Annotated in this window: 16 protein-coding genes; 6 read left to right on the forward strand and 10 right to left on the reverse strand. The window is 73.2% G+C overall.

The annotated features are described in order from the left end of the window. The first annotated feature begins 12 nt into the window (after positions 1 to 12). Positions 13 to 903 carry a sugar ABC transporter permease gene (locus tag ABZ562_RS15205; RefSeq protein WP_361478531.1) on the forward strand — a complete coding sequence of 297 codons (891 nt, stop codon included), beginning with the start codon at positions 13 to 15 and terminating at the stop codon, positions 901 to 903. Between the two features lie 58 nt (positions 904 to 961). Beyond that, positions 962 to 1,852, forward strand: a complete 891-nt coding sequence (locus ABZ562_RS15210) for a carbohydrate ABC transporter permease (RefSeq protein ID WP_361478868.1) — start codon at positions 962 to 964, stop codon at positions 1,850 to 1,852. Here the strand turns inward: ABZ562_RS15210 and ABZ562_RS15215 are convergent, their stop codons facing one another. The 3 genes from ABZ562_RS15215 to ABZ562_RS15225 all read right to left on the reverse strand — a co-directional run bounded on the left by ABZ562_RS15215 (position 1,853) and on the right by ABZ562_RS15225 (position 5,321). Then, a complete protein-coding gene (locus tag ABZ562_RS15215) occupies positions 1,853 to 2,932 on the reverse strand; it encodes a LacI family DNA-binding transcriptional regulator (RefSeq protein ID WP_361478534.1) in 1,080 nt (359 codons plus the stop codon). A 167-nt stretch (positions 2,933 to 3,099) separates the two neighbouring features. Then, complete coding sequence (locus ABZ562_RS15220; protein WP_361478536.1) at positions 3,100 to 4,188, reverse strand: LacI family DNA-binding transcriptional regulator; 1,089 nt, start codon at positions 4,186 to 4,188, stop codon at positions 3,100 to 3,102. Between the two features lie 119 nt (positions 4,189 to 4,307). After that, positions 4,308 to 5,321, reverse strand: a complete 1,014-nt coding sequence (locus ABZ562_RS15225; RefSeq protein ID WP_361478539.1) for a hydroxyacid dehydrogenase — start codon at positions 5,319 to 5,321, stop codon at positions 4,308 to 4,310. 609 nt (positions 5,322 to 5,930) lie between these two features. Here ABZ562_RS15225 and ABZ562_RS15230 point away from each other — a divergent pair. Further along, positions 5,931 to 7,136, forward strand: coding sequence for an alpha/beta hydrolase fold domain-containing protein (locus ABZ562_RS15230; RefSeq protein WP_361478542.1), 1,206 nt, complete (start codon positions 5,931 to 5,933; stop codon positions 7,134 to 7,136). A gap of 187 nt (positions 7,137 to 7,323) precedes the next feature. Here the strand turns inward: ABZ562_RS15230 and ABZ562_RS15235 are convergent, their stop codons facing one another. Continuing rightward, complete coding sequence (locus ABZ562_RS15235; RefSeq protein ID WP_361478545.1) at positions 7,324 to 8,271, reverse strand: NADP-dependent oxidoreductase; 948 nt, start codon at positions 8,269 to 8,271, stop codon at positions 7,324 to 7,326. Between the two features lie 125 nt (positions 8,272 to 8,396). Here ABZ562_RS15235 and ABZ562_RS15240 point away from each other — a divergent pair, with 125 nt between their 5' ends. Then, complete coding sequence (locus tag ABZ562_RS15240; RefSeq protein ID WP_361478548.1) at positions 8,397 to 9,023, forward strand: TetR/AcrR family transcriptional regulator; 627 nt, start codon at positions 8,397 to 8,399, stop codon at positions 9,021 to 9,023. A 324-nt stretch (positions 9,024 to 9,347) separates the two neighbouring features. Here ABZ562_RS15240 and ABZ562_RS15245 read toward each other — a convergent pair whose 3' ends face one another. Beyond that, the gene (locus ABZ562_RS15245) at positions 9,348 to 10,856 is read right to left on the reverse strand and encodes a cryptochrome/photolyase family protein (RefSeq protein WP_361478550.1); all 1,509 of its coding nucleotides are present in this window, start codon (positions 10,854 to 10,856) and stop codon (positions 9,348 to 9,350) included. Positions 10,857 to 11,053: 197 nt separating this feature from the next. Here ABZ562_RS15245 and ABZ562_RS15250 point away from each other — a divergent pair, with 197 nt between their 5' ends. Further along, a complete protein-coding gene (locus ABZ562_RS15250; protein WP_361478553.1) occupies positions 11,054 to 12,073 on the forward strand; it encodes a DUF5954 family protein in 1,020 nt (339 codons plus the stop codon). Positions 12,074 to 12,086: 13 nt separating this feature from the next. Here the strand turns inward: ABZ562_RS15250 and ABZ562_RS15255 are convergent, their stop codons facing one another. The 5 genes from ABZ562_RS15255 to ABZ562_RS15275 form a co-directional block, all read right to left on the reverse strand. Further along, entirely contained in the window at positions 12,087 to 12,965 is an 879-nt protein-coding gene (locus tag ABZ562_RS15255) for an SDR family oxidoreductase (protein ID WP_361478556.1), read from the reverse strand. A 231-nt stretch (positions 12,966 to 13,196) separates the two neighbouring features. After that, positions 13,197 to 14,495 (reverse strand): MFS transporter, encoded by a 1,299-nt coding sequence (locus tag ABZ562_RS15260; RefSeq protein ID WP_361478559.1) that lies wholly within the window; start codon positions 14,493 to 14,495, stop codon positions 13,197 to 13,199. Beyond that, on the reverse strand, positions 14,492 to 15,631 hold the full coding sequence (locus ABZ562_RS15265; RefSeq protein ID WP_361478562.1) for a PLP-dependent cysteine synthase family protein: 1,140 nt from the start codon (positions 15,629 to 15,631) through the stop codon (positions 14,492 to 14,494). The genes ABZ562_RS15260 and ABZ562_RS15265 overlap by 4 nt, the downstream gene beginning before the upstream one ends. A gap of 132 nt (positions 15,632 to 15,763) precedes the next feature. After that, the gene (locus ABZ562_RS15270) at positions 15,764 to 16,243 is read right to left on the reverse strand and encodes a hypothetical protein (RefSeq protein WP_361478565.1); all 480 of its coding nucleotides are present in this window, start codon (positions 16,241 to 16,243) and stop codon (positions 15,764 to 15,766) included. A 90-nt stretch (positions 16,244 to 16,333) separates the two neighbouring features. Continuing rightward, entirely contained in the window at positions 16,334 to 16,753 is a 420-nt protein-coding gene (locus ABZ562_RS15275; protein WP_361478568.1) for a DUF6153 family protein, read from the reverse strand. Between the two features lie 240 nt (positions 16,754 to 16,993). Here ABZ562_RS15275 and ABZ562_RS15280 point away from each other — a divergent pair, with 240 nt between their 5' ends. Beyond that, positions 16,994 to 19,684: a SpoIIE family protein phosphatase gene (locus ABZ562_RS15280; protein ID WP_361478571.1), complete on the forward strand. Its 2,691-nt coding sequence runs from the start codon at positions 16,994 to 16,996 to the stop codon at positions 19,682 to 19,684. Positions 19,685 to 19,722: the final 38 nt, after the last annotated feature.

A 19,722-nucleotide genomic window follows, 5' to 3' on the forward strand; every position in this document is an offset into this window, starting at 1 on the left:
AGGAGCATCGTCATGACGTCCGTCCCCACCCCCACGCGGCGGGCCGCGTCCGGGTCCGGGTGGCTGTTCGCCACCCCCTTCCTGGTGTTCTTCGGGCTCTTCCTCGTCGTGCCGCTCGGCATCGGCCTGTGGATGAGCCTCACCGACGCGAGCCTGACCGGCTCCGGTGGCAGCACCTTCGTCGGCCTGGACAACTACACCGAGGCGCTCGGTGACAGCCAGGTGTGGCAGACCCTCGGCAACACGGTCTGGTTCACCATCCTGTCCACCGTCCCCCTCGTGGCTCTCGCCCTGGTGATGGCCCTGCTGGTGTACACGGGGATGCCGGGGCAGTGGCTGTGGCGGCTGTCCTTCTTCGCCTCGCATCTGCTGCCGGTCGCGGTGGTCTACCAGATCTGGAACATGCTGTACCAGCCGGACCGGGGCATGCTCAACGGCCTGCTGGACGCGGTCGGGCTCGACGGGATCGGCTGGCTGACGGACGAGAAGTACGCGATGTGGTCCATGGCGCTGGTCACCCTGTGGTGGACGGTGGGCTTCAACTTCCTGCTCTACCTGGCCGCGCTGCAGGCCATCCCCGACCACCTCTACGAGGCGGCCGCGCTCGACGGCGCCGGGGCGTGGCGGCGGCTGTGGTCGGTCACGCTGCCGCAGCTGCGCCGGACCACCGGGATGATCGCGGTGTTGCAGGTGATGGCGTCGCTGAAGGTGTTCGACCAGATCTACCTGCTGACCAGGGGCGGCCCCGACGGGACCACCCGGCCGATCCTGGAGTACATCTACGACACCGGCTTCACCAACTACCGGCTGGGCTACGCCTCGGCGATCTCGTACGTGTTCTTCGGAGTCATCATCATCCTCTCGCTCGCCCAGTTGAAGATCTTCTCGCGCAGGGAGGACTGATCGCGCCATGGCCCCCGACACACTCTCACCCCGTACACCGGGCAAGACGCGCTCGACCATGCCCCGGGAAGTCGCCCGGCGGCGCCGCCACGGCGGCGGCCGGGCCTGGCACCCCACGCTCGGGACCGGGCCCCTCCCCCGCGTGGTGACCCTGCTGGCGCTGGCGCTGATGGCGCTGGCCTGGCTGGTGCCGTTCGGCTGGGGCGTGGACACCTCGTTCAAGTCGGAGGTCGACGCGAGCGCGTCGGGCGTCGACTGGCTCCCCGACGCGGGCTTCACCCTCGACGCCTACCGGACCATCTTCGGCCAGGGCAATCTCCCGGTGTGGGCGGTGAACAGCGTGGTGATCGCGGTGTGCGTCACGGCGCTCACCGTGGCCGTCTCGGCGATGGCGGCGTACGCCTTCTCGCGCACCCTCTTCCGTGGCCGCCGGGTGCTCTTCGCCGTCACCGTGGCCTCGATCATGGTGCCGCCGCAGATCCTCATCGTGCCGCTGTTCCGGCAGATGCTCGCCATGAACCTGGTCGACACCTACGCGGCGGTGATCCTGCCGCAGGTGGTGGCGCCCGCGATGGTGTTCATCCTGAAGAAGTTCTTCGACGGCATTCCGCGCGAGCTGGAGGAGGCTGCCCGGATCGACGGGGCGGGCAGCTTCCGGGTGTTCTGGAACGTGGTCATGCCGCTGTCCCGGCCGATCCTGGCCGCGGTGGCCATCTTCGTCTTCATCAACACCTGGAACAACTTCCTCTGGCCCTTCATCAGCACCAGCGATCCTCAGCTGATGACGCTTCCGGTGGGGCTGTCGACCGTGAAGGACTCCACCGGGCTGCGCAACGCCCAGGAGTCCGCCGCCTCGGTCCTCGGCTCCCTGCCGCTGCTGGTCGTCTTCATGCTGTTCCAGCGCCGCATCGTGAAGTCGGTGGCCACCACCGGCCTGGGAGGCCAGTGATCAGGCGCCGCCCTCGGTCGACTCGCGGGTGCACAGCGTGTGCCCCACGACGACCCCTTGGGGCGGCCGGCCCGGCGCGTCGATCCGCTCCAGCAGCAGGCTGACGGCGTGCCGGGCGATCGCGCCCTTGTCGGGTGCGACGGTGCTCAGGCTGGGCGTGCTGTAGCGGGTGGCCTCGATGTCGTCGAAGCCCATCACGGCCACGTCCTCGGGGACCCGCAGCCCGCGCTCGTACAGGGCGCGCAGCGCGCCGAGGGCCAGCGCGTCGCTGAAGCAGAACACGGCGTCCGGTGGTTCGGGCTCGTCCAGCAGCGCCTCCATGGCCCGCGCGCCCTCCCGCAGGTGGTAGCGGGGTGTCTTCCGCTCCAGCCGGGGATCCAGCGGCAGCCCGGCCGCCTCCAGCGCCTGGCGGTAGCCGGTCCTGCGCAACAGGGGGGTGCCGAGGTACGGCTCGGGCCGCGGGCCGACGGCGGCGATCCGGCGGCGGCCGCCGCGGATCAGATGGGTCACCGCTTCCCGGGCGGCGGCCACGTTGTCGATGACCACGTGGTCGGTGAGGCCGCCGCTGGGGCGTTCGCCGATGAGCACGAGCGGCACCGCGCCGAGATGGCTCGCGAGGGCGCTGCCGTGCAGGGCGAGCGGGCTGACCACCAGGCCGTCCACGAGCTGCTCGCCGAGGCCGTGGATGACGGACACCTCCCGGTCCCGGTCACCGAGGGTCTGCTCGATGAGCAGGGTGCGGCCGTGTTCCTCGGCCGTGGTGAGGAAGTGGCGGCCCAGCTCGGCGAAGTACGGGACGTCCAGCTCCGGCAGTACCAGCGCGATCATGCCGGTGCTGCCGCGGCGCAGATTGCGGGCGGCCCGGTTGGGCCGGTAGCCGAGCTGCCGGATCGCCCGCTGCACCCGCTCCCGGGTCGCCGGCGACACATGGACGAAGCCGTTGATGACGTTCGACACGGTCTTCGGGGAAACCTCGGCGAGCGCCGCCACATCCTTGACGGTGGCGCTCCGGGCCGCGCCCGCACGCGCCTCGCCCGATGACGCCTCACTCTTCGCGGTCTGCTGATTCGCGGCGGTCACCGGGCGATCCTAGGCGCTGCCGGTGACGGACGGCACTCCGCCGGGGCGCCACGGTCACTCGAGGGCGCCCAGGGTGACGCCGGTGCGCCGGTAGCGGCGCATCGCGGTCATCAAGGCGGGCGCGGTGAGGTGGAGAAACCGGTTACGACAGTGGTATGTCGCGGTCGTCAGGAACGGCGGACCGGCGGCTGGACGGAGTTCCGCACGACGACATGCGTACCCAGCACCAGATGGGTACCGTCGCCGCCCGCGCGGCGGCCCGTGCCGCCCTCGCGCCGGTCGGCCACCGCGCGCAGCGCGGCCCGCCCCATCTCCTCGTACGGCACATGAACGGTCGTCAGCTGCGGGGTGAGCTGGGAGGCCAGCGGAATGTCGTCGTAGCCGACGAGCGAGACGTCCTCGGGGACCCTGAGCCCGGCGGCGCGCAATGCCTGCATGGCGCCCGCGGCGACCACATCGGTCCCCGCCAGCACCGCCGTGAAGTCCAGTTCGCGCCGCAGACCCTCCTCAACCGCCTGATACCCGTGGCCGTAGTCGTACGGTCCGTGGAGCACCATGCCCGGGTCGAACGGGACGCCGTACGCCTCGAAGGCCCGCCGCGCGCCCCGCAACCTGCCCTGGGCCGTGGCGAGTTCGGCGTGTCCCGGCAGCACGAGGACCCGGCGGTGCCCGGCGGACAGCAGGTGGCTGGCCATGGCGTAGGCGCCGCCCTCGTTGTCGTAGTCCACCGTGGTGGCCGCCACGTCGCCCTCCAGTGGCGGCCTGCCGACCAGGACCAGGTGCGATCCGGCGGCGTCGAGGGAGCGGGCGAACCGGGCCATCCTCAGCTGGTATTCGTCGAAGTCGTACGCGCCGCCGAGCAGGACCACCGCGGCGACGCCCTGCTGCCGCATGAGGTTCACCAGCGCGTTTTCCCGCTCCGGGTCGTCGCCGGTGGTGCCGACCAGGGAGAGCCAGCCGCGCAGCGTGGCCGCGCCCTCGACTCCCTTGGCCACGTGGGCGAAGGCGGCGCCGGTGATGTTGTTGATGAGGATGGCCACGGTGGGCGTGCCGCCGCCGGCCAGTGAGCGGGCGTGGGCGTTGGTGACGTAGTCCAGGTCCCGTACGACCTTCGTCACCCGGCGGCGCAGCTCGTCCGACACCGGATAGTTGCCGGACAGGACACGCGAGACGCTGGCGACGGAGACGCCCGCGCGCTCCGCCACGTCGCGGATGGTGGCCCGTCCGGCGCCGCCCGACGCCTTGCGCTCGCTCACCGTAGCGGCTCCTTCACCGTAGCGACTTCCCCACCGGCCGGGCCGGGCCCCGCGGCTCCCGCCGGTGCGGAAACCGTATCCCATCGTTACTCCCCTCCGGTGGGCCGCCGGGGCGGCCTTCAGGCGACGCGGGCCAGATCCGCGTGGCGCACCTCGTGGGCCAACGGCAGCCCCGCCGCCACGCGTTCCAGCTCCTCGGCGACGACGCGGCCGAGCCGGGCCAGCTCGTTGCCGAGCGAACCGGCGATGTGCGGGGTGAGGAAGACGTTGGGGAGCGTGTACAGCGGGGACCCGGCGGGCGGCGGTTCGGGGTCGGTGACGTCCAGCACCGCGCTGAGGCGGCCCGCGACCAGCTCGTCGGTGAGGGCGTCGGTGTCGACCAGCGCGCCCCGGGAGGTGTTGATCAGCACGCCGCCGTCCCGGATGAGGGCGAGCCGCTCGCGGTCCAGCATGTGGCGGGTCTCGGGGATGTCGGGGGCGTGCAGGCTCACGATGTCGCTGCGGCGCAGCAGGTCCTCCAGCGGCAGCGGTTCGGCGCCGAGGGCCGCGGCCTCGGCGGCGTCCACGTAGGGGTCGTACAGCGAGACGGCGAAGTCGAAGGGGCGCAGCAGTTCCAGCAGTCGGCGGCCCACGCGTGAGGCACCGATGACGCCGACCCGGCGGCCGAGGTTGCCGATGGCCGCGGTGTCGGCGGGGGTTGGGTGGGTGTGGGTGTGCCGGAAGCGTTCACGGTGTGCGAAGGCGTCCTTGCCCGCGAGCAGGATCATGGCGAGCGTGTATTCCGCGACCGGCAGGGCGTTGCCGGTGACCGCGCTGGACACGGTGATCCCGCCGTCCCACAGGGCGTCCCCGATCAGTGGGCGGACCGAGCCCGCCGCGTGCAGGACGGTGCGCAGCCGGGGCGCCGCGGCGAGGGTACCGGCGTCGAGGCGGGGGCAGCCCCAGCCGGTGATCAGCACGTCGGCCCGGGCCAGCGCGGGGGCGGCGGCGGGGTCGGTGAGGTCCCGTACGACGAGCGCGGTGTCGATGTCGGCCACCTGCCGCAGCCGCGCCATGAGCGGTGGCGGGAAGAGCAGGGGCAGGTGCACCGGGTTCATGGCGAACACGGCTCTCGGCGGCTGGGCAGTGGGCATGACTCTCCTGAGAAGCCGGGGAAACGGTTTCAGAAAGCGCCTTCCACCGTAGATCTGACGGAAAGGCGGGTCAATCGGCAGGCCGCGTCGCGCATACATCGCCGGCGACCGATCCTCTCGAAAGTGCACCCAGGCCCTTGACTCCGGTTCCGGACAGGGCCGAAGCTCCGGCCACGTGGCCGCAGTAACCGGTTTCCGTATGCCACTGCACAGGGAGTCAACCACCCTTCACGCGGCAGGTGCCGGCGTGCACGCCTCGGGCCTGACCGCCACCACCGCCACGGCCGCCCGGGCCGGTGAGGCCGGCGGCGCGGCACGGCCGTGCGGCATCAGCCCCCCGGGTACGCGGCAAGGCGGCCCGGTGCCGGCTCACCGAGTCGCGCGACCTCACCGGGCACGGTGTCATCCACGCGGCGCCCGGCGGCGGCGCCACCGTGGAGGGGTCACCCACCGCTGGGACTACAGCCACGCGCGCCGAGTCCCGGCCCGGCCACCCTCGTGGCCGGTCCGGTTCACCTCGTGGCTACCCTGAATCCCCGAGCTGGGCCCTCCTCACTGCTGACGGCGCCTGAGCCACACCGACGACAGCGAACAGGAGAACGGCCCGACATGAACGCCCGTGTCCGCATCCCCTCCCCCGGCGCCCTGCCACGCTGGGCGCGCCGCGCGGCGCTCGCCCTGGGGCTGGTGGCCTCGGGACTGGCGGCGCTCGTCACCCTCGGTGCGATCATCCCGGCCGTGCCCGTGCTCGGGTATTACGCGACCACCTGGGTCGGGCCCCGGCCGCTGTGGTACGTGGTCTTCGGCCTGGTCATCGCCGCGGGCGCGATGGTGGCGTGGCGGCGCGGGAAGCGCGGAACGGCGGTGTGGACCACCGTCACCTCGGCGGTCACCGCCATCGGTGCGGCCACCGTGCTGATCACCCAGCTGCTCTACGCCCACTCCCAGAACGTGCCGCTGTCCGCCGCCGACGTGCTGGCCGTCGACCAGCCCACGGCACCGCCGGACCAGGTGATCGCCTACGACCGGGTCGAGGGCCGCACGCTCAAGGCCGGGCTGTGGGCGCCGCGCGCGGCACACCGCCAGGGGGACAAGCCCATGGTGATATGGATCCACGGCGGCGGATTCGCCACCGGCAGCAGGGACCAGCGGGCGGGCGACTACCGCTGGCTCGCGAACCACGGCTACCCCGTCCTGTCCATCGACTACCGGCTCACACCGCCACCGCGCTGGAAGGACGCGTCCGACGACGTCGTCTGCGCCATGTCCCGGCTGGCGAGGATGGCCCGCCCGTACGGCGTCGACACCTCCCGCACCGTGCTGGTGGGCGGCTCCGCGGGCGGAAGCCTCGCGCTGAACGTCGCGTACGGGCTGAAAAACGGCCATATCGCCAGCAGCTGCACCGCGCGGCTGCCCGCCCCACCCGTCGCCGTCGCCGGGTTCTACCCCGCCTCCGACCTCAAGGGCACCTGGCAGGACAACGGCCTCATGGGCTTCGGCCGTGAGATCACCGAGGCCTACACCGGCGGCACCCCGACCCAGCACCCGGAGCGCTACCGTTACGCCTCCGCCACCAGCCGTGTCCGCCCCGGCCTGATGCCGTCCCTCCTGGTCACCGGCGCCTCCGACCACCTCATCCGGCAGTCCCGGGTCCGCGGGCTCGCCGACCGGCTGCGCCGGGCCCACGACGACGCCCGGTTCCACGCCATCCCCTACAGCGACCACGCCTTCGACGACACGTACCACAGCATCGCCGGCGCGGCCGGCCGCAACCTCCTCCTGCGCTTCCTGAACGGCACGACACCCGGCGCCTGAGCGCGGTCCAGGAAGTCCCGCCGCTGCCGGGCAGCAGGCTTGATGTTCGCGGTGCCACTACGTGCCCCTACGGGACCCAGTAGCAACGGAGCTGAGAACCGGTGTAGCTGTCAAAATTTTTGCGGGGTGTGAGTCGGGCTGCCAGGGTGGGGGCCCGAGTGGGGCGGGGCGGCCAGCTGGTTCTGGCTCAGAACAGCAGGACGGGACGGCCTCGTACGCCGCCGGCTTCGAAGAGCCGGTGCGCCGCTTCCGCCTGGTCGACGGAAAATGTCGCCGCGACGCGGAGCGTGAGGATACCGGCCTCGGCCTGGTCGCGCAGTTCCGTCAGGGTCGCCGTGTCCCGGACCCGGTCGCGCACGAAGACGGGGCACCAGCGCACACCACGGTCCGCGATCCCGGTGAACCCCTGCACCGTCGCAATGCTTCCGCCGTCGCGTACCGCTGCGGCCACCGTGCCGTTCATCACCGCGCCGTCGATGATCCCGTCCGCGCCGCTGGGGCACAGATCGCGGACCCGTTCGGCGAATCCGTCCCCGCGCGGGAGCACGTGATCGGCACCCAAGCCGATGACGAGGTCCCGGTCCACCTGGGCCGCGTCGGCGATCACCGTCAGCCCGGCGGCCTTGGCCAGTTGCACCGCGTAACCGCCGACCGCACCGGCCGCACCGGTCACCGCGACGGTTGCTCCAGGCGGCAACTCAAGGGCCTCCAACGCCATCCGCGCGGTCAGCGCGTTCATCAGCAGGGTCGACGCCGCCGTCAGGCCGACCCCCTTCGGTGCGCGGATCACCGATTCCGCCGGTGCCACCACGTACTCCGCCTGCGCACCCAGCGCCAGCTTCGGCTCCAGCAGAGCGATCACCTCGGCGCCGGCCGCCAACTCGGCGCGCACTCCCTCGCCGACCTCATCGATCACCCCGGCCGCATCCCATCCCACCACATACGTCTCGGCGGGCGGAAACCATTCCTGGCTGTAGTCGGTGATTACCCCCAGCCGCGCGTTGACATCGGACGGGTGTACAGCGGCGGCGGCCACCTTGATCCGCACCTGCCCGGGCCCGGCATGAGGCTCTTGCAGATCCAGAACCCGCATGACCTCCGGGCCGCCGAACTCGGTGAAACCCACAGCTTTCACTACGCCACCTCACGATCAAGTTGATCATTTCAGAACCCGAGACAAGTGTGTTCCGGGTTCATGCCGGACGCTAACAGCCCGATAGGCTCGATACAAAGTGGTCCTAGTGTGAGAAGAGAGCAGGCATGCCCGATCCCAGTGCGCGACTGCGCCGTCCCCCCGGCGCCTCGGGCCCTCCACGTGACCCCGCCCGGGATGTCCAGATCCTGCGCGCGGCCAGCGAGCTGCTCGCTGAGGGCGGCTATCCGGCGCTGACCATGGACAAGGCCGCGGCACGAGCGGGAGTGGGCAAGGCGACCGTGTACAGGCGCTGGGGGTCCCGCGCAGAGCTTGCCGCCGAGGCGCTGGACCACGCTGGTCTCACCGACGACCTCGTCCCGGTCACGATCGGTCGCGGCCAACTCCGCGCGGAACTCATCGCGACCATGACCCGCGCCACCCGGAGCCCGGACCACTCTCGCGTCGGCCTGCTCTCAGCCCTGCTCGACACAGCTCGCCAGGAACCGGAACTGTGCAGCCTCATCCGCCAGCGCTATATCGACTCCCTGCACCAAGCCGTCGAGGGCGTGCTGGCGCACGCGGTGGAGCGCGGCGATCGGCCCCCGGGCCGGACCGATCCGTCAGGAGATCACCCGATCGCGGTCTCCGCCGCCCTCGCTCTCCTGCTCTACTGGCAGCTTGTCCGCGGCCGGCAGATCACCGACGACGACATCGCAGCGATCGTCGATGGCATTCTCATGCCTCCGTCCTGACGAACGCGTACAGCGGCCACCGGCAAGCGATTGATCAGAAACGCCTGGGCTTCGTGCGCCGCCCGCGCGTCAACTCACGTGCGAGGAACGGGTGAACTGGTTCCCCCGTCATCCCCGTCACCTGACCGGCCCCGCGTCAGGTGCCCGTGCCGGCCCCGCCTGCCCGTCCGGGCGACCCTCTCGCAGGACCGCGAAGAAGATGACGGGGGACCGGCGGGCCGGCTCTCCGGTGCCGACCGGCCGGAACGCGGCCGGCGGGTCGTCGGCCCGGATCCCGGGAGCGGGTCGGCCGCCGGCCGGGGGTCGAGCCTCGTGCGCCCCCGCTCAGGGCGCGGCGTCGCCCCGCTCCGTGGCCCGCGCGAGCACCTCCGGCAGATCGCCCAGCCGGTCCAGTCCCCGGACGGCCTGGACCATGCGGTGGTTCCCGGCCAGGCGCCCCCGGTGCCGGTGCAGGAAGGACCAGTAGCCGGTGGTGTACGGACAGGCCCGCTCACCGGCCCGGTCGCCAGGGCGGTAGGCGCAGGGCCCGCACAGGTCGCTCATCCTGTTGATGTACGCCCCGCCCGAGGTGTACGGCTTGGTGGTCATGAGCCCGCCGTCGGCGTACTGCGACATGCCGACGACGTTGGGCAGCATCACCCAGTCGTATCCGTCGACGAAGCAGCGGTGGAACCAGTCGGTGACCGCCGCCGGGTCCCAGCCGTCCTGCAGCGCGCGGCTGCCGAGCACCATCAGCCGGGGGATGTGGTGGGTCCACCCGGTGTCCCGGACCTGGGCCAGCACCGTGGACAGACAGCGCGCGGTCACCGCGTCGGCGTCCAGCTCCAGGAACCAGCCGGGCAGCGGGGCGGTGTGCCCCAGGGCGTTGCGGCCGCGGTAGTCCTCGCCGAAGTGCCAGTACAGATGCCACACGTACTCCCGCCAGCCGGCGATCTGCCGTACGAATCCCTCGACCCCGGCCAGCGGCGCGGCGCCCTCGCGCCACGCGCGCTCCGCACGGTCCACACACTCGGCCGGATGCAGCAGCCCGAGGTTCAGCGGAGCCGACAGCCGGCTGTGGCACATGGCCGGGTCGGCCGCGAGCATCGCGTCCTCGTACGGTCCGAAGCAGGGCAGCCGGTGGGCGACGAAGTGGCGCAGCGAGGCCAGCGCCTCGCGCCGGGTCGCGGGAAAGCGCCGCGGGCCGTCCCGGCCGACGAAGGAGACCGTGCCCTCGCGTTCCCAGCGGTCCAGGTCATGCCGCACCCGGTCGTCGATCTCGTCCTCCTCGGGGCGCCAGGGCCCGGGGGCGTCGAGGGTCCGCGCCCCGCGCGGCGGCGGCTCGCGGTTCCGGTCGTCGAAGTTCCACCGGCCCCCGGCGGGCTCGTCGCCCTCCATCAGCAGCTCGTGTCCGCGGCGCACCCAGCGGTAGAAGTCCTCCATCAGCAGCCGCCCCCGGGCGTGCTCCCCGGCCCATGAGGCGAAGTCCGCCATCGTCACCAGGAAGCCCTTCGCGGGCAGCACCTCGACCCGGTCGAGCGACCCGACCAGTTCCAGCGCCCGCCGGGAGGTCGGATGGCACACCGTCACCCGGTCCCGGCCCGCGGCCTCGGCCAGCCCCTCGCGGTAGGTCCGGGCCCGGACGTACCGCACCCGGTCACCGAGTTCGGCCGCCCGGTGCCGCATCGCCGACAGCAGCAGATGCGCCTTGGCCCGGTGGAAGCGGCGGCGGCTCAGCACCGACCGCGCCTCGATCATGATCAGTGGGGCCTGGGTGTCGGGGCCGTGGTGGCGGTGGTCGGCGAAGTGCGGGCCGAGCTGATCGCCGAAGAGCCAGTGCTGACGTGCCGCCATCGTTCGCACACCTCTCCGCGGACGCCGGTATGTCAGGCTATGCTCCGCGGCCGTCCCGCCCGCCCCACGACGCGCCACACCGCGCCGCCGACCGCCCGGCGACCGGCGGACAGACAGTAGTGACATCGGATTTAAGGCTTTTGATCACTTGAGGCGTTCCCGCCCGAATGCCGCCCGGGAGCCTCGACAATGTGCCCATGGCCGAACACTGGAAGCGAAAGCTGGACCGGCTCCACGCGGATCTGGTGCGGCGCGACGACCCCGCCGAATGGGTGACCGAAGCCGACGCCGTGGACGCGTCCTCCCGCTATCCGCATCTCGCACTCCGCGGTCCCGTCTTCGGCCTGGCCGTACAGGACCCCGCCGCCGGGGCGCACTGGCGGCTGGTGAAGCCGGTGACCAGCGGCACGCCCCAGGAGGTCCGGGACGAGCTGAACTCGCTCCTGTGGTTCAGGGCCAAGGACGACACCGACGACGCCGCCACCCGTCGCAAGCTGCTGGCGGCGGTCGCCCGGCTCGAGAAGGAGCCGGTCAACGAGATCACCGTGCTCGGCGTCCGCTACCGGATCGTGCGCGGGGACGAGTTCGCCCGCACCGGCGAGCGCAATCTGGAGCCGCCGCGGCCCACCGACCCGGAACCGTCCCTCATCTCCTGGGACGGACGGCACGAGGCGCGGTCGCCCGACACCGGGTTCGTCCTGGACCCCGAGCGGGACGGGGCCGGGCTGATGGCGAGCGCCATGAAGCTGGCGCTGGCCACCTTCGCCTACACCGGCCCGCGGTTCCCCGCCGTCGTGCGCAAGCACTCCGAGCGGGCCGTCACCACCCATCCGGACATCATCCTGCTGCCCGTCGGCTTCGGCGTGGCCGAGCGCTCCGGGCAGCGGTGGCGGCCGCAGGGCGCCCTGATGCCCACCCCGCACGACGCGCGGCGGCTGCTCTACCAGGGCATGGCCGAAGTGTGGCCGCTGCTCTACGAGTACGGCGAGGCCAAGCGGGCGGTGTACGCGCGGGCCGCCGAGGAGTACCGGCGCGCCCGCCGGGCCGACGAAGCCCGGGTGGAGGGCCGCCTGTTCCGGATCTGCCGCATCGAGCGGATGGTGCGCAGCGGCCCCGACGGGCCGGAACCGCCGCGCCCCTCGGACCTCGACACCTACGGGCCCATGAAGATGCACCCGACCATGGACGAGCACGGCACCATCCTCGACAACGGCTGAACCCGCCCGCGTTTCACCCTTCGGCGGCCGCCTGATCCGCGCGGCCCCCGGCCCCGAGGAGCCCGGTCGCCTCGAAGCGGGTCCGCTCGGCCAGCCGGGGCAGCTCCCGCGCGGAGAACCAGGTGACCAGCGGCGGCAGCAGCGGGCGGACCGGCTGGGCGAGGCGCAGCCAGGGCGGTGCGTAGACGGTGGCGGCGCGGCGCTCGATGGCGGTCACCATGCGGGCGGCCACCGTGGCGGCGGGGTGGACGCGCCGGGCCGGTGGCGGCATGTGGGCGCGCAGTTCCCTCAGCACCCCGTACCGGTCCACGTCGCGGATCATGTCGGTGGCGGTCCAGCTCAGATAGCCGATGCCCACCGCGACTCCCTGATGGGCGAGTTCGGCGCGCAGGGACTGGGCGAAGGACTCGGCGCCCGCTTTCGAGGCGCAGTAGGCGCTCATCATGGGCGCGGAGCCGAAGGCGGCCGTGGAGGCGATCTGGAGGAAGTAGCCGCGGGTGGCGAGCAGACCGGGCAGAAAGGCCCGGGCGGTGTTGGCGCTGCCGATGAGGTTCACCTCGATGACGCGCCGCCAGGTGGCCGGGGGCGACTCCCCGAAGGGCCCGCCCTCGGCCACGCCCGCGTTGGCGACGACGACCGAGGGTGTGCCGATACGGTCGTGGATCTGCCCGGCCACCCGGGTCATCGCCGCGTCGTCGGCCACGTCCGCCGCGTAGCAGTGGGTTTTAGTGGGCAGCGATCCGGCCACCCGCGCGAGGCTTTCCTCTTCCCGGCCGAGGAGGACGACGCGTGCGCCGCGCCCGGCCAGTTCCCGGGCCATGGCCGCGCCCAGTCCGCGGGCGGCACCGGTCACGACGGCGAGGCGTCCGGTCAGGGGGCTGGGGTTCCGCACGGCGCGCTCCGGGGCAGCTGGTCGTCGAGGCGGGGCTCAGCCGACCGTACAGGCCCGGCCCGGGCACCGGCCGGACCACCGCCGTGGCCACCGGGCGGCGGCACCTGTTCGGCGGTGGCCCGTCCCCCGCCCGTGGTCCCCGCAAGTGGCCCCCGCCGGTGGCCGGTCATGGCCACCGGCGGGGGCGCCGTCGGAGCGCCGCCGGGTGTCGCGCGGTCGGCCCCCGGCGGGTCAGGCCGCCGCGGGGCGGGGTTCGGGCACCACCGGTGCCAGGCGGCCCGTGCGGTGCAGTCCGAAGAGCGCCGCCGCGCAGGCCAGGCCGAGCGCGAGCAGCACGATCCACGGGACGGCGGGCATGCCCGCTTCACGCGCCGCGTCCAGCGCCGCGCCGGTGAGCAGGTTCCCGAGGGTGATGCCGACCCCGCAGATGGTGTTGTACAGCCCGTAATGGGTGGCGACGAGCCGCTCCCCCGAGAGCCGGACGATGGTGTCCATCTCGAACGGGTAGGCGATCATCGTGCCCAGCGCCAGCAGGAACGCGGCGAGCGCGGGCGGCACGGTCGCGAGGAGCCATCGGCCGGGCCCGCCGTCCGGCACCGGCAGCGCGGTCGCCACCAGCAGCGGCAGGAACGCCACCCCCATGAGGACCAGCCCCCAGCCCAGCGCCCGGCCGGGCGCCATGCGCGCCTTGCACCACGCGGTCACCCGGGTCTGCCCGACGATGGTGCTCAGCCCGGAGACGGCGAAGAGCAGCGCCACCGCCGCGGTGCCGAACTCCCCTTCGCCGCCGAGCCGTCGTACCTCCAGCGGCAGGGCCAGATAGACCTGGAAGGACAGCACATACGAGCCGATCATGGCGACGGAGAACAGCAGGAACGGCCGGTTGGCCACGATCCCGCGCCACTGGGCCAGCACCCGCTCATGGCCCTCCCGCCCCGGGGCCGCGCCGTCGTCGGCGCGGCGGGGCGGCAGCGACCGGATCTGCACGACGCTCAGCACCGCGAAGATCCCGGCCGAGACCAGGCAGGTGACCTGGAAGTCGACGCCCGTCAGCACCATGCCCACCAGCGGGCCGAGCAGGATCCCGGCCTGGTAGAAGATGTTGAACAGGGCGAACGCCTCCACCCGGCGCTCCCCCGCGTCCGCGGCCAGATAGGCCCTGACCGCCGGGTTGAACAGGGCCCCGGCGAGTCCGGTGGCCGCGGAGGCGGCCAGCAGCGCGGGCAGCGACTCCACGAGCCCGAGCGTCGCGAAACCGGCGGTGCGCAGCACACACCCCGCCACGATCAGCGGCTTGTAGCCGAACCGGTCGGCCAGGGCGCCGCCGACCAGGAACATGCCCTGCTGGCTGAAGTTCCGTACGCCCAGGACGAGTCCGACCAGCCATCCGGCCAGCCCGAGCGTCCCGGACAGATGGGCGGCCAGGTAGGGCATGAGCATGTAGAAGCCGAGGTTGATGGTGAACTGGTTCACCATCAGCAGCTGGACGCTGCGCTCGTACGACCGCACCTGGGTGAGTGTCGCCTTCATCGGGCGGCCTCCGGTGCGGCCGGGGCGGCGGGCCGCGACGGCCCGGCGGGGGTGCCCGGCTCGCGCGCGGCGAGCGGGTCGACCACGGCGGTGCAGCGGGTCCAGCGGGTCACCTCCCGCTCGCCGGGGTGTCCCATCATGTCCGGTTCGGGCGCGGGCGGCTGGTCCAGCAGGCCGTTGGCGGCGCAGTAGTCGTCGTTGTACACGGTCTCCAGATAGCGCTGCGGGCCGTCCGGGAACACCGCGACGATCCGGGCGTCCGCGGGGTGGGTACGGGCCAGCCATCCGGCGACCAGCGCGACCGCGCCCACGCTCCAGCCGCCGGTGGCGTAGTGCGACGAGGCCAGCCGGCGGCAGGTCCACACCGCCTCGTGCGGGGCGACCCAGTGCACCTCGCTGAAGTTCTCGTAGGCGACGTTGCGGGGGTAGATGCTCGACCCCAGGCCGCGCATCAGCCGGGTGCGGGCGGGCTGTCCGAAGATGGTCGAGCCGATCGTGTCCACTCCCACCACCGTGATCTCGGGGTAGAGCTGGCGCAGCACCCGGGAGACGCCCGCGGAGTGGCCGCCGGTGCCGACGCTGCACACCAGGATGTCGATGTGGCCGAACCGGGAGGCCAGTTCGAGGGCGAGCGGGGTGTAGGCGGCGGTGTTGTCGGGGTTGTTGTACTGGTCGGGGCACCAGGAACCGGCCTGCCGGGCGAGGAGTTCGGTCACCCGGTCGCGGCGGGCCTGCTGCCACCCGCCTTCCGGATGCGGTTCGGTGACCATGTCGACCCAGGCGCCGTAGGCGGTCAGCAGCCGGGTCATCGACGGCTCCAGGCCGGGGTCGGTGACGAGGGTGACGGGATGGCCGTACACCAGTCCGGCCAGGGCGAGGCCGAGGCCGAGGGTGCCGCTGGTCGACTCGACGATCGCGCCGCCGGGGCGCAGGTCGCCTCGGGCGCGGGCCCGTTCGACCATGTGCAGACCGGGCCGGTCCTTGATGCCGCCGGGGTTGAAGCCCTCCAGCTTGGCCCAGAAGCCACGGTCGGCCGGGGTCAGGGGCTCGGACACCCGCAGCACGGGCGTGTTGCCGACCAGCCCGGACAGGCCGGGGGCGGTGGGGGTGGCGTCGTTGAGGATCAGAGATCGCATCTGTCCGCTTTCGGTGGTTGATGGCTCGTCGGATGCTCATCTCGGGCACGGTGCCGCCCGGTGGGGGCGGGCACCGATCCGCGTCCGGTCGCCGAGGGGCGGCGGCCGGGGCGCGGGCCGCGACGGCCGCCTCTATATGCGCCACCGACTGGTCGAGCAGAGGGTGGATCTGACCGTCGGCGCGCGCGGGGAGAGCGTGCGCGGACGGTCCGGATCCGCCGCGGGGACGATGGCCCGGCAGGTCTCGGCCGCGGCGCAGACGGGCAGGTCGCGCACCGACGGATGGGCGGCCCGGCCGGATGTTTCCCGGGGCGCCGCGGCGCAGTGCTCATGGCCCGCCGGACCGTCGGCGGACGGCTGCCCGGCGATGTCGGCGACCGGGGGCCGGCCGGCGATGTCGGCAGGCGGGGGCTGCCCGGCGGTGTTGGCGACCGGGGGCTGCCGGGAGTCGTCCGCGATCCGCGGACCCTGGGCGTGTTCCGCGCCGGCCGCGTGGCCGAGACAGCCGGGTGCGGTCAGCAGCAGTGCGCACAGGACGAAGGCCAGGAGCCGGCGTGGCCACCATGGGTGGCGAGCGGCCCGGGCACGAGGGCGTGAAGCAGGGAACGGCACGGTTTCTCCGCACGGCGGCCGCCCTCCCGCCGCGTGGCGCGGGAGGTGGCGGACAGGAATCGGCAAGGACGGGTCCGATACCGGTCCGTACTAGACGCGCAGCACCGCGGTCCGCTGGAGATCCGGCGGCACGGAACCGGCCGCCGTGGTCGCGGCCGCGCGCGAGGACGGCGCGTGCCCCTCGGCGCCGGGCGCGCCCCCGGCCGGGAGGGCCGGGCACGGGGCCGCAGGCTCGGGCCCGTGCTCGGGCTGGGCGAGGACGCATTCGTGCGCGGAGTGGGCCGACTCGTCGTCGTGATGCCCGGATCCCTTTTCCTCCGGGGTCCCGCCGTGCGCGGCGGAGGCCACCGGGGAGGACGAGCAGCCGGTCACATGGCCGGACACGGCTTCGGCGCTCACCGCGTGCAGGGACACGAAGCCCAGCAGCAACGCGGCCAGGCACAGCAGACGCAGCGGGCTCGCCACCCCGCGAGCCCACCGGATGCCGAAACGCGACCGGGCCGTGATCATGCGGTGATCCTAAGCGCTTCGTACAGCTACGCTGCGACACCGCCCGGAAACGGGTCGTTAACAAGCCAGACCCGGCCCGCGCACGACGCCCGGAGCCCGGCGCGGCACCGTCGGCCCCGGCGATGTTCCGCCGGATGACCAGGCGGATCGCACTCGGCCCCGGATCGGCCGGAACATGATCCCGCGAGCGCGGCGGCCGACCCTGTCGGCTGGCCGAAAGGAGATGTTATAAATGCCGACATGAGCAATTTTGCTCGTATGGTCCGGGGCCGAATACGGGCGCTGTCACGAGTGCCGAGCGTCGCCGGGCAGGTTTTCGTCCTGCAGGTCCTCCTGACGCTCGCCCTGGTCGCCATGGCGGTGGCGGCGCTCGCCCTGGAGGCCCGCAGCCACGCCACGGACGAAGCCCGCCAGCGGTCCCTGGCCGTCGCCAGGACGTTCGCGCAGGGCCCAGGGACCGCCCGGGCCATGACCGGCGCTCATCCGACGTCGTTGCTCCAGCCCCGCGCCGAGGAGACGAGGAAGCGCACCGGGGTCGACAGCGTCGTGGTCTTCGACCGGCACGGGACGCGCTTCACCCATCCCGAGACGGCGCTGATCGGCAAGCGGATCATCGGCCCCGAATCGGTGGTACGGCAGGAACTGGCCGGGAAGACGATCGCGCGGACCTTCCGCGCGAGCCAGGGCCCCTCCGTGATCTCGGCGGTGCCCGTCACCACGGCCGACGGCGCCCTGGTCGGCGGGGTGTCGGTCGGGGTCCGGATCGAGAGCGTGAACAACGCGGTGGACCGCGAGCTGCCGCTGCTGTTCGGGTCCGGCGGCGGGGCCCTCGCCCTGGCGACGGCCGGGACGGCGCTGGCCGGCAGGCGGCTGCGGCGGCAGACGCACGGCCTGGGACCCGCCGAGATGACACGCATGTACGCCCACCACGACGCGGTGCTGCACTCGGTCCGGGAAGGCGTACTGATCATGGCCGACGACGGGCGGCTGCTGCTGGTCAACGACGAGGCCAGGCGGCTGCTCCAGCTGGCCTCCGACGCCGAGGGGCGGCAGGTCACCGAGCTCGGCCTCGAACCGCCGCTGACCCGGCTGCTGGCCGCCGGACAGCCCGTCACCGACGAGGTGCACGCCGCCGGGAACCGGCTGCTGGCCGTCAACATCCGGCCCACCGACCGGGCGGGCGGCCCCGCCGGGAGCGTGGCGACGCTGCGGGACACCACCGAGCTGCGCGCCCTGTCCGGCCGGGCCGAGGCGGCGAGCGAGCGGCTGCGGCTTCTGTACGACGCGGGGGTACGGATCGGCTCGACCCTGGAGCTGACCGGCACCGCCGAGGAGCTGGTGGCGGTGGCCGTCCCCCGGTTCGCCGACATCGCCACCGTCGAACTGCTGGAGCCGGTGCTGCGGGGCGAGGAGCCGGCGGCGCCGCACGACGTGCTGCACCGCACGGCGGTCGGCGGCGTACCGCCCGAACACCCCCTCTTCCGCTCGGGCGAGCGGGCCGTCCATCCGCCGTCCTCGCCGCAGCGGCAGGCGCTGGAGAGCGGGCAGGCCGTCCTGCGCGCCGATCTGAGCGACACCTCCGCGTGGCCCGCCGGGTACGAGGCCGAGGCCGGGCGCCTGCTCGACCAGGGGATCCGCTCCCTGGTCGCCGTGCCGCTGCGGTTCCGCGGCGTCCCCCTGGGCGTGGCCAGCTTCTGCCGGACCCGGCCGAGCGGGCCGTTCGACGACGAGGATCTGGTGATCGCCGGGGAGCTGGCCGCGCGCACCGCGGTGTGCGTCGACAACGCGCGCCGCTACACCCGCGAGCACACCATGGTCACCACCCTGCAACGCAACCTGCTGCCCGGCGCGCTGCCCGACCAGGACGCCGTGGAGGTGGCCTCCCGCTATCTGCCCGCACGGGCCGGGGTGGGCGGGGACTGGTTCGACGTGCTCCCGCTCCCCGGGGCCCGGGTCGCCCTGGTCGTCGGCGACGTGGCCGGACAGGGCCTGCACGCGGCGGCCACCATGGGCCGGCTGCGCACCGCGGTCCAGAACTTCTCCGCCCTGGACCTGCCTCCCGACGAGGTGCTGGCCCTCCTGGACGAGCTGGTCGCCCGGCTCGACCTGGAGCGCGAGACGGACGCCGACAGCGCCCGCATCACCGGCGCCACCTGTCTGTACGCGATCTACGACCCGGTCTCCGGCCGGTGCAGCGTGGCCCGGGCCGGTCACCCGGGACCCGTCCTGGCATGCCCGGACGGCACCGTACACACCCCCGAGGTTCCGGCCTCCCCGCCGCTGGGCCTGGGAGGGGAACCCTTCGAGGCGGCCGACCTTTCGGTGCCCGAGGGCAGCCGGCTGGTCCTGTACACCAACGGACTCGTCGCCGGCCACGACCGGGACCATGACACCGGCCTGGACCTGCTGTGCCGCACCCTCGGCGCCGCCCCGGAGCTCGATCCCGGCGCCACCTGCCAGGAGCTGTTCGCGACCGTCCTCCCCTCCCGTCCGAGCGATGACGCCGCCCTGCTGGTGGCCCGCACCCGCCGGCTCACCCCGGAGAACGTGGCCCACTGGGAGGTGCCCTCCGACCCGGCGGCGGTGGCCCCGCTCCGCGCCGCCTGCGTCCAGCGGATCCGCGACTGGGGGCTGGGCGACACCGCCTACGCCGCCGAGCTGGTCATCAGCGAGCTGGTCACCAACGCGCTGCGGTACGGCGCCCCTCCGGTACGGATACGGCTGCTGCGCGGCCGCAGCCTGATCTGCGAGGTGTCCGACGGCAGCAACACCTCGCCCCATCTGCGGCGGGCCGGGGTGACCGACGAGGGCGGCCGGGGGCTGTTCCTGGTCTCCCAGCTCGCCCGGCACTGGGGCACCCGCTACACCGCGCGGGGAAAGGTGATCTGGGCCGAGCAGACGCCGCTCGACCCCGGACACCAGCCGCAATGACCACCGTGAGAAGCCCGGCCCGCACCCCTTGGGGGGAG

Source organism: Streptomyces sp. NPDC019937 (assembly GCF_040631655.1).
GTDB lineage: Bacteria > Actinomycetota > Actinomycetes > Streptomycetales > Streptomycetaceae > Streptomyces.

Excerpts from the sequence above, each read along its gene's own strand:
- ABZ562_RS15205 (WP_361478531.1), top strand. The coding sequence starts at position 13 with ATGACGTCCGTCCCCACCCCCACGCGGCGGGCCGCGTCCGGGTCCGGG.
- ABZ562_RS15210 (WP_361478868.1), top strand. The coding sequence starts at position 962 with ATGCCCCGGGAAGTCGCCCGGCGGCGCCGCCACGGCGGCGGCCGGGCC.
- ABZ562_RS15225 (WP_361478539.1), bottom strand. The coding sequence starts at position 5,321 with ATGCCCACTGCCCAGCCGCCGAGAGCCGTGTTCGCCATGAACCCGGTG.
- ABZ562_RS15230 (WP_361478542.1), top strand. The coding sequence starts at position 5,931 with ATGAACGCCCGTGTCCGCATCCCCTCCCCCGGCGCCCTGCCACGCTGG.
- ABZ562_RS15240 (WP_361478548.1), top strand. The coding sequence starts at position 8,397 with ATGCCCGATCCCAGTGCGCGACTGCGCCGTCCCCCCGGCGCCTCGGGC.
- ABZ562_RS15245 (WP_361478550.1), bottom strand. The coding sequence starts at position 10,856 with ATGGCGGCACGTCAGCACTGGCTCTTCGGCGATCAGCTCGGCCCGCAC.
- ABZ562_RS15250 (WP_361478553.1), top strand. The coding sequence starts at position 11,054 with ATGGCCGAACACTGGAAGCGAAAGCTGGACCGGCTCCACGCGGATCTG.
- ABZ562_RS15260 (WP_361478559.1), bottom strand. The coding sequence starts at position 14,495 with ATGAAGGCGACACTCACCCAGGTGCGGTCGTACGAGCGCAGCGTCCAG.
- ABZ562_RS15265 (WP_361478562.1), bottom strand. The coding sequence starts at position 15,631 with ATGCGATCTCTGATCCTCAACGACGCCACCCCCACCGCCCCCGGCCTG.
- ABZ562_RS15275 (WP_361478568.1), bottom strand. The coding sequence starts at position 16,753 with ATGATCACGGCCCGGTCGCGTTTCGGCATCCGGTGGGCTCGCGGGGTG.
- ABZ562_RS15280 (WP_361478571.1), top strand. The coding sequence starts at position 16,994 with ATGAGCAATTTTGCTCGTATGGTCCGGGGCCGAATACGGGCGCTGTCA.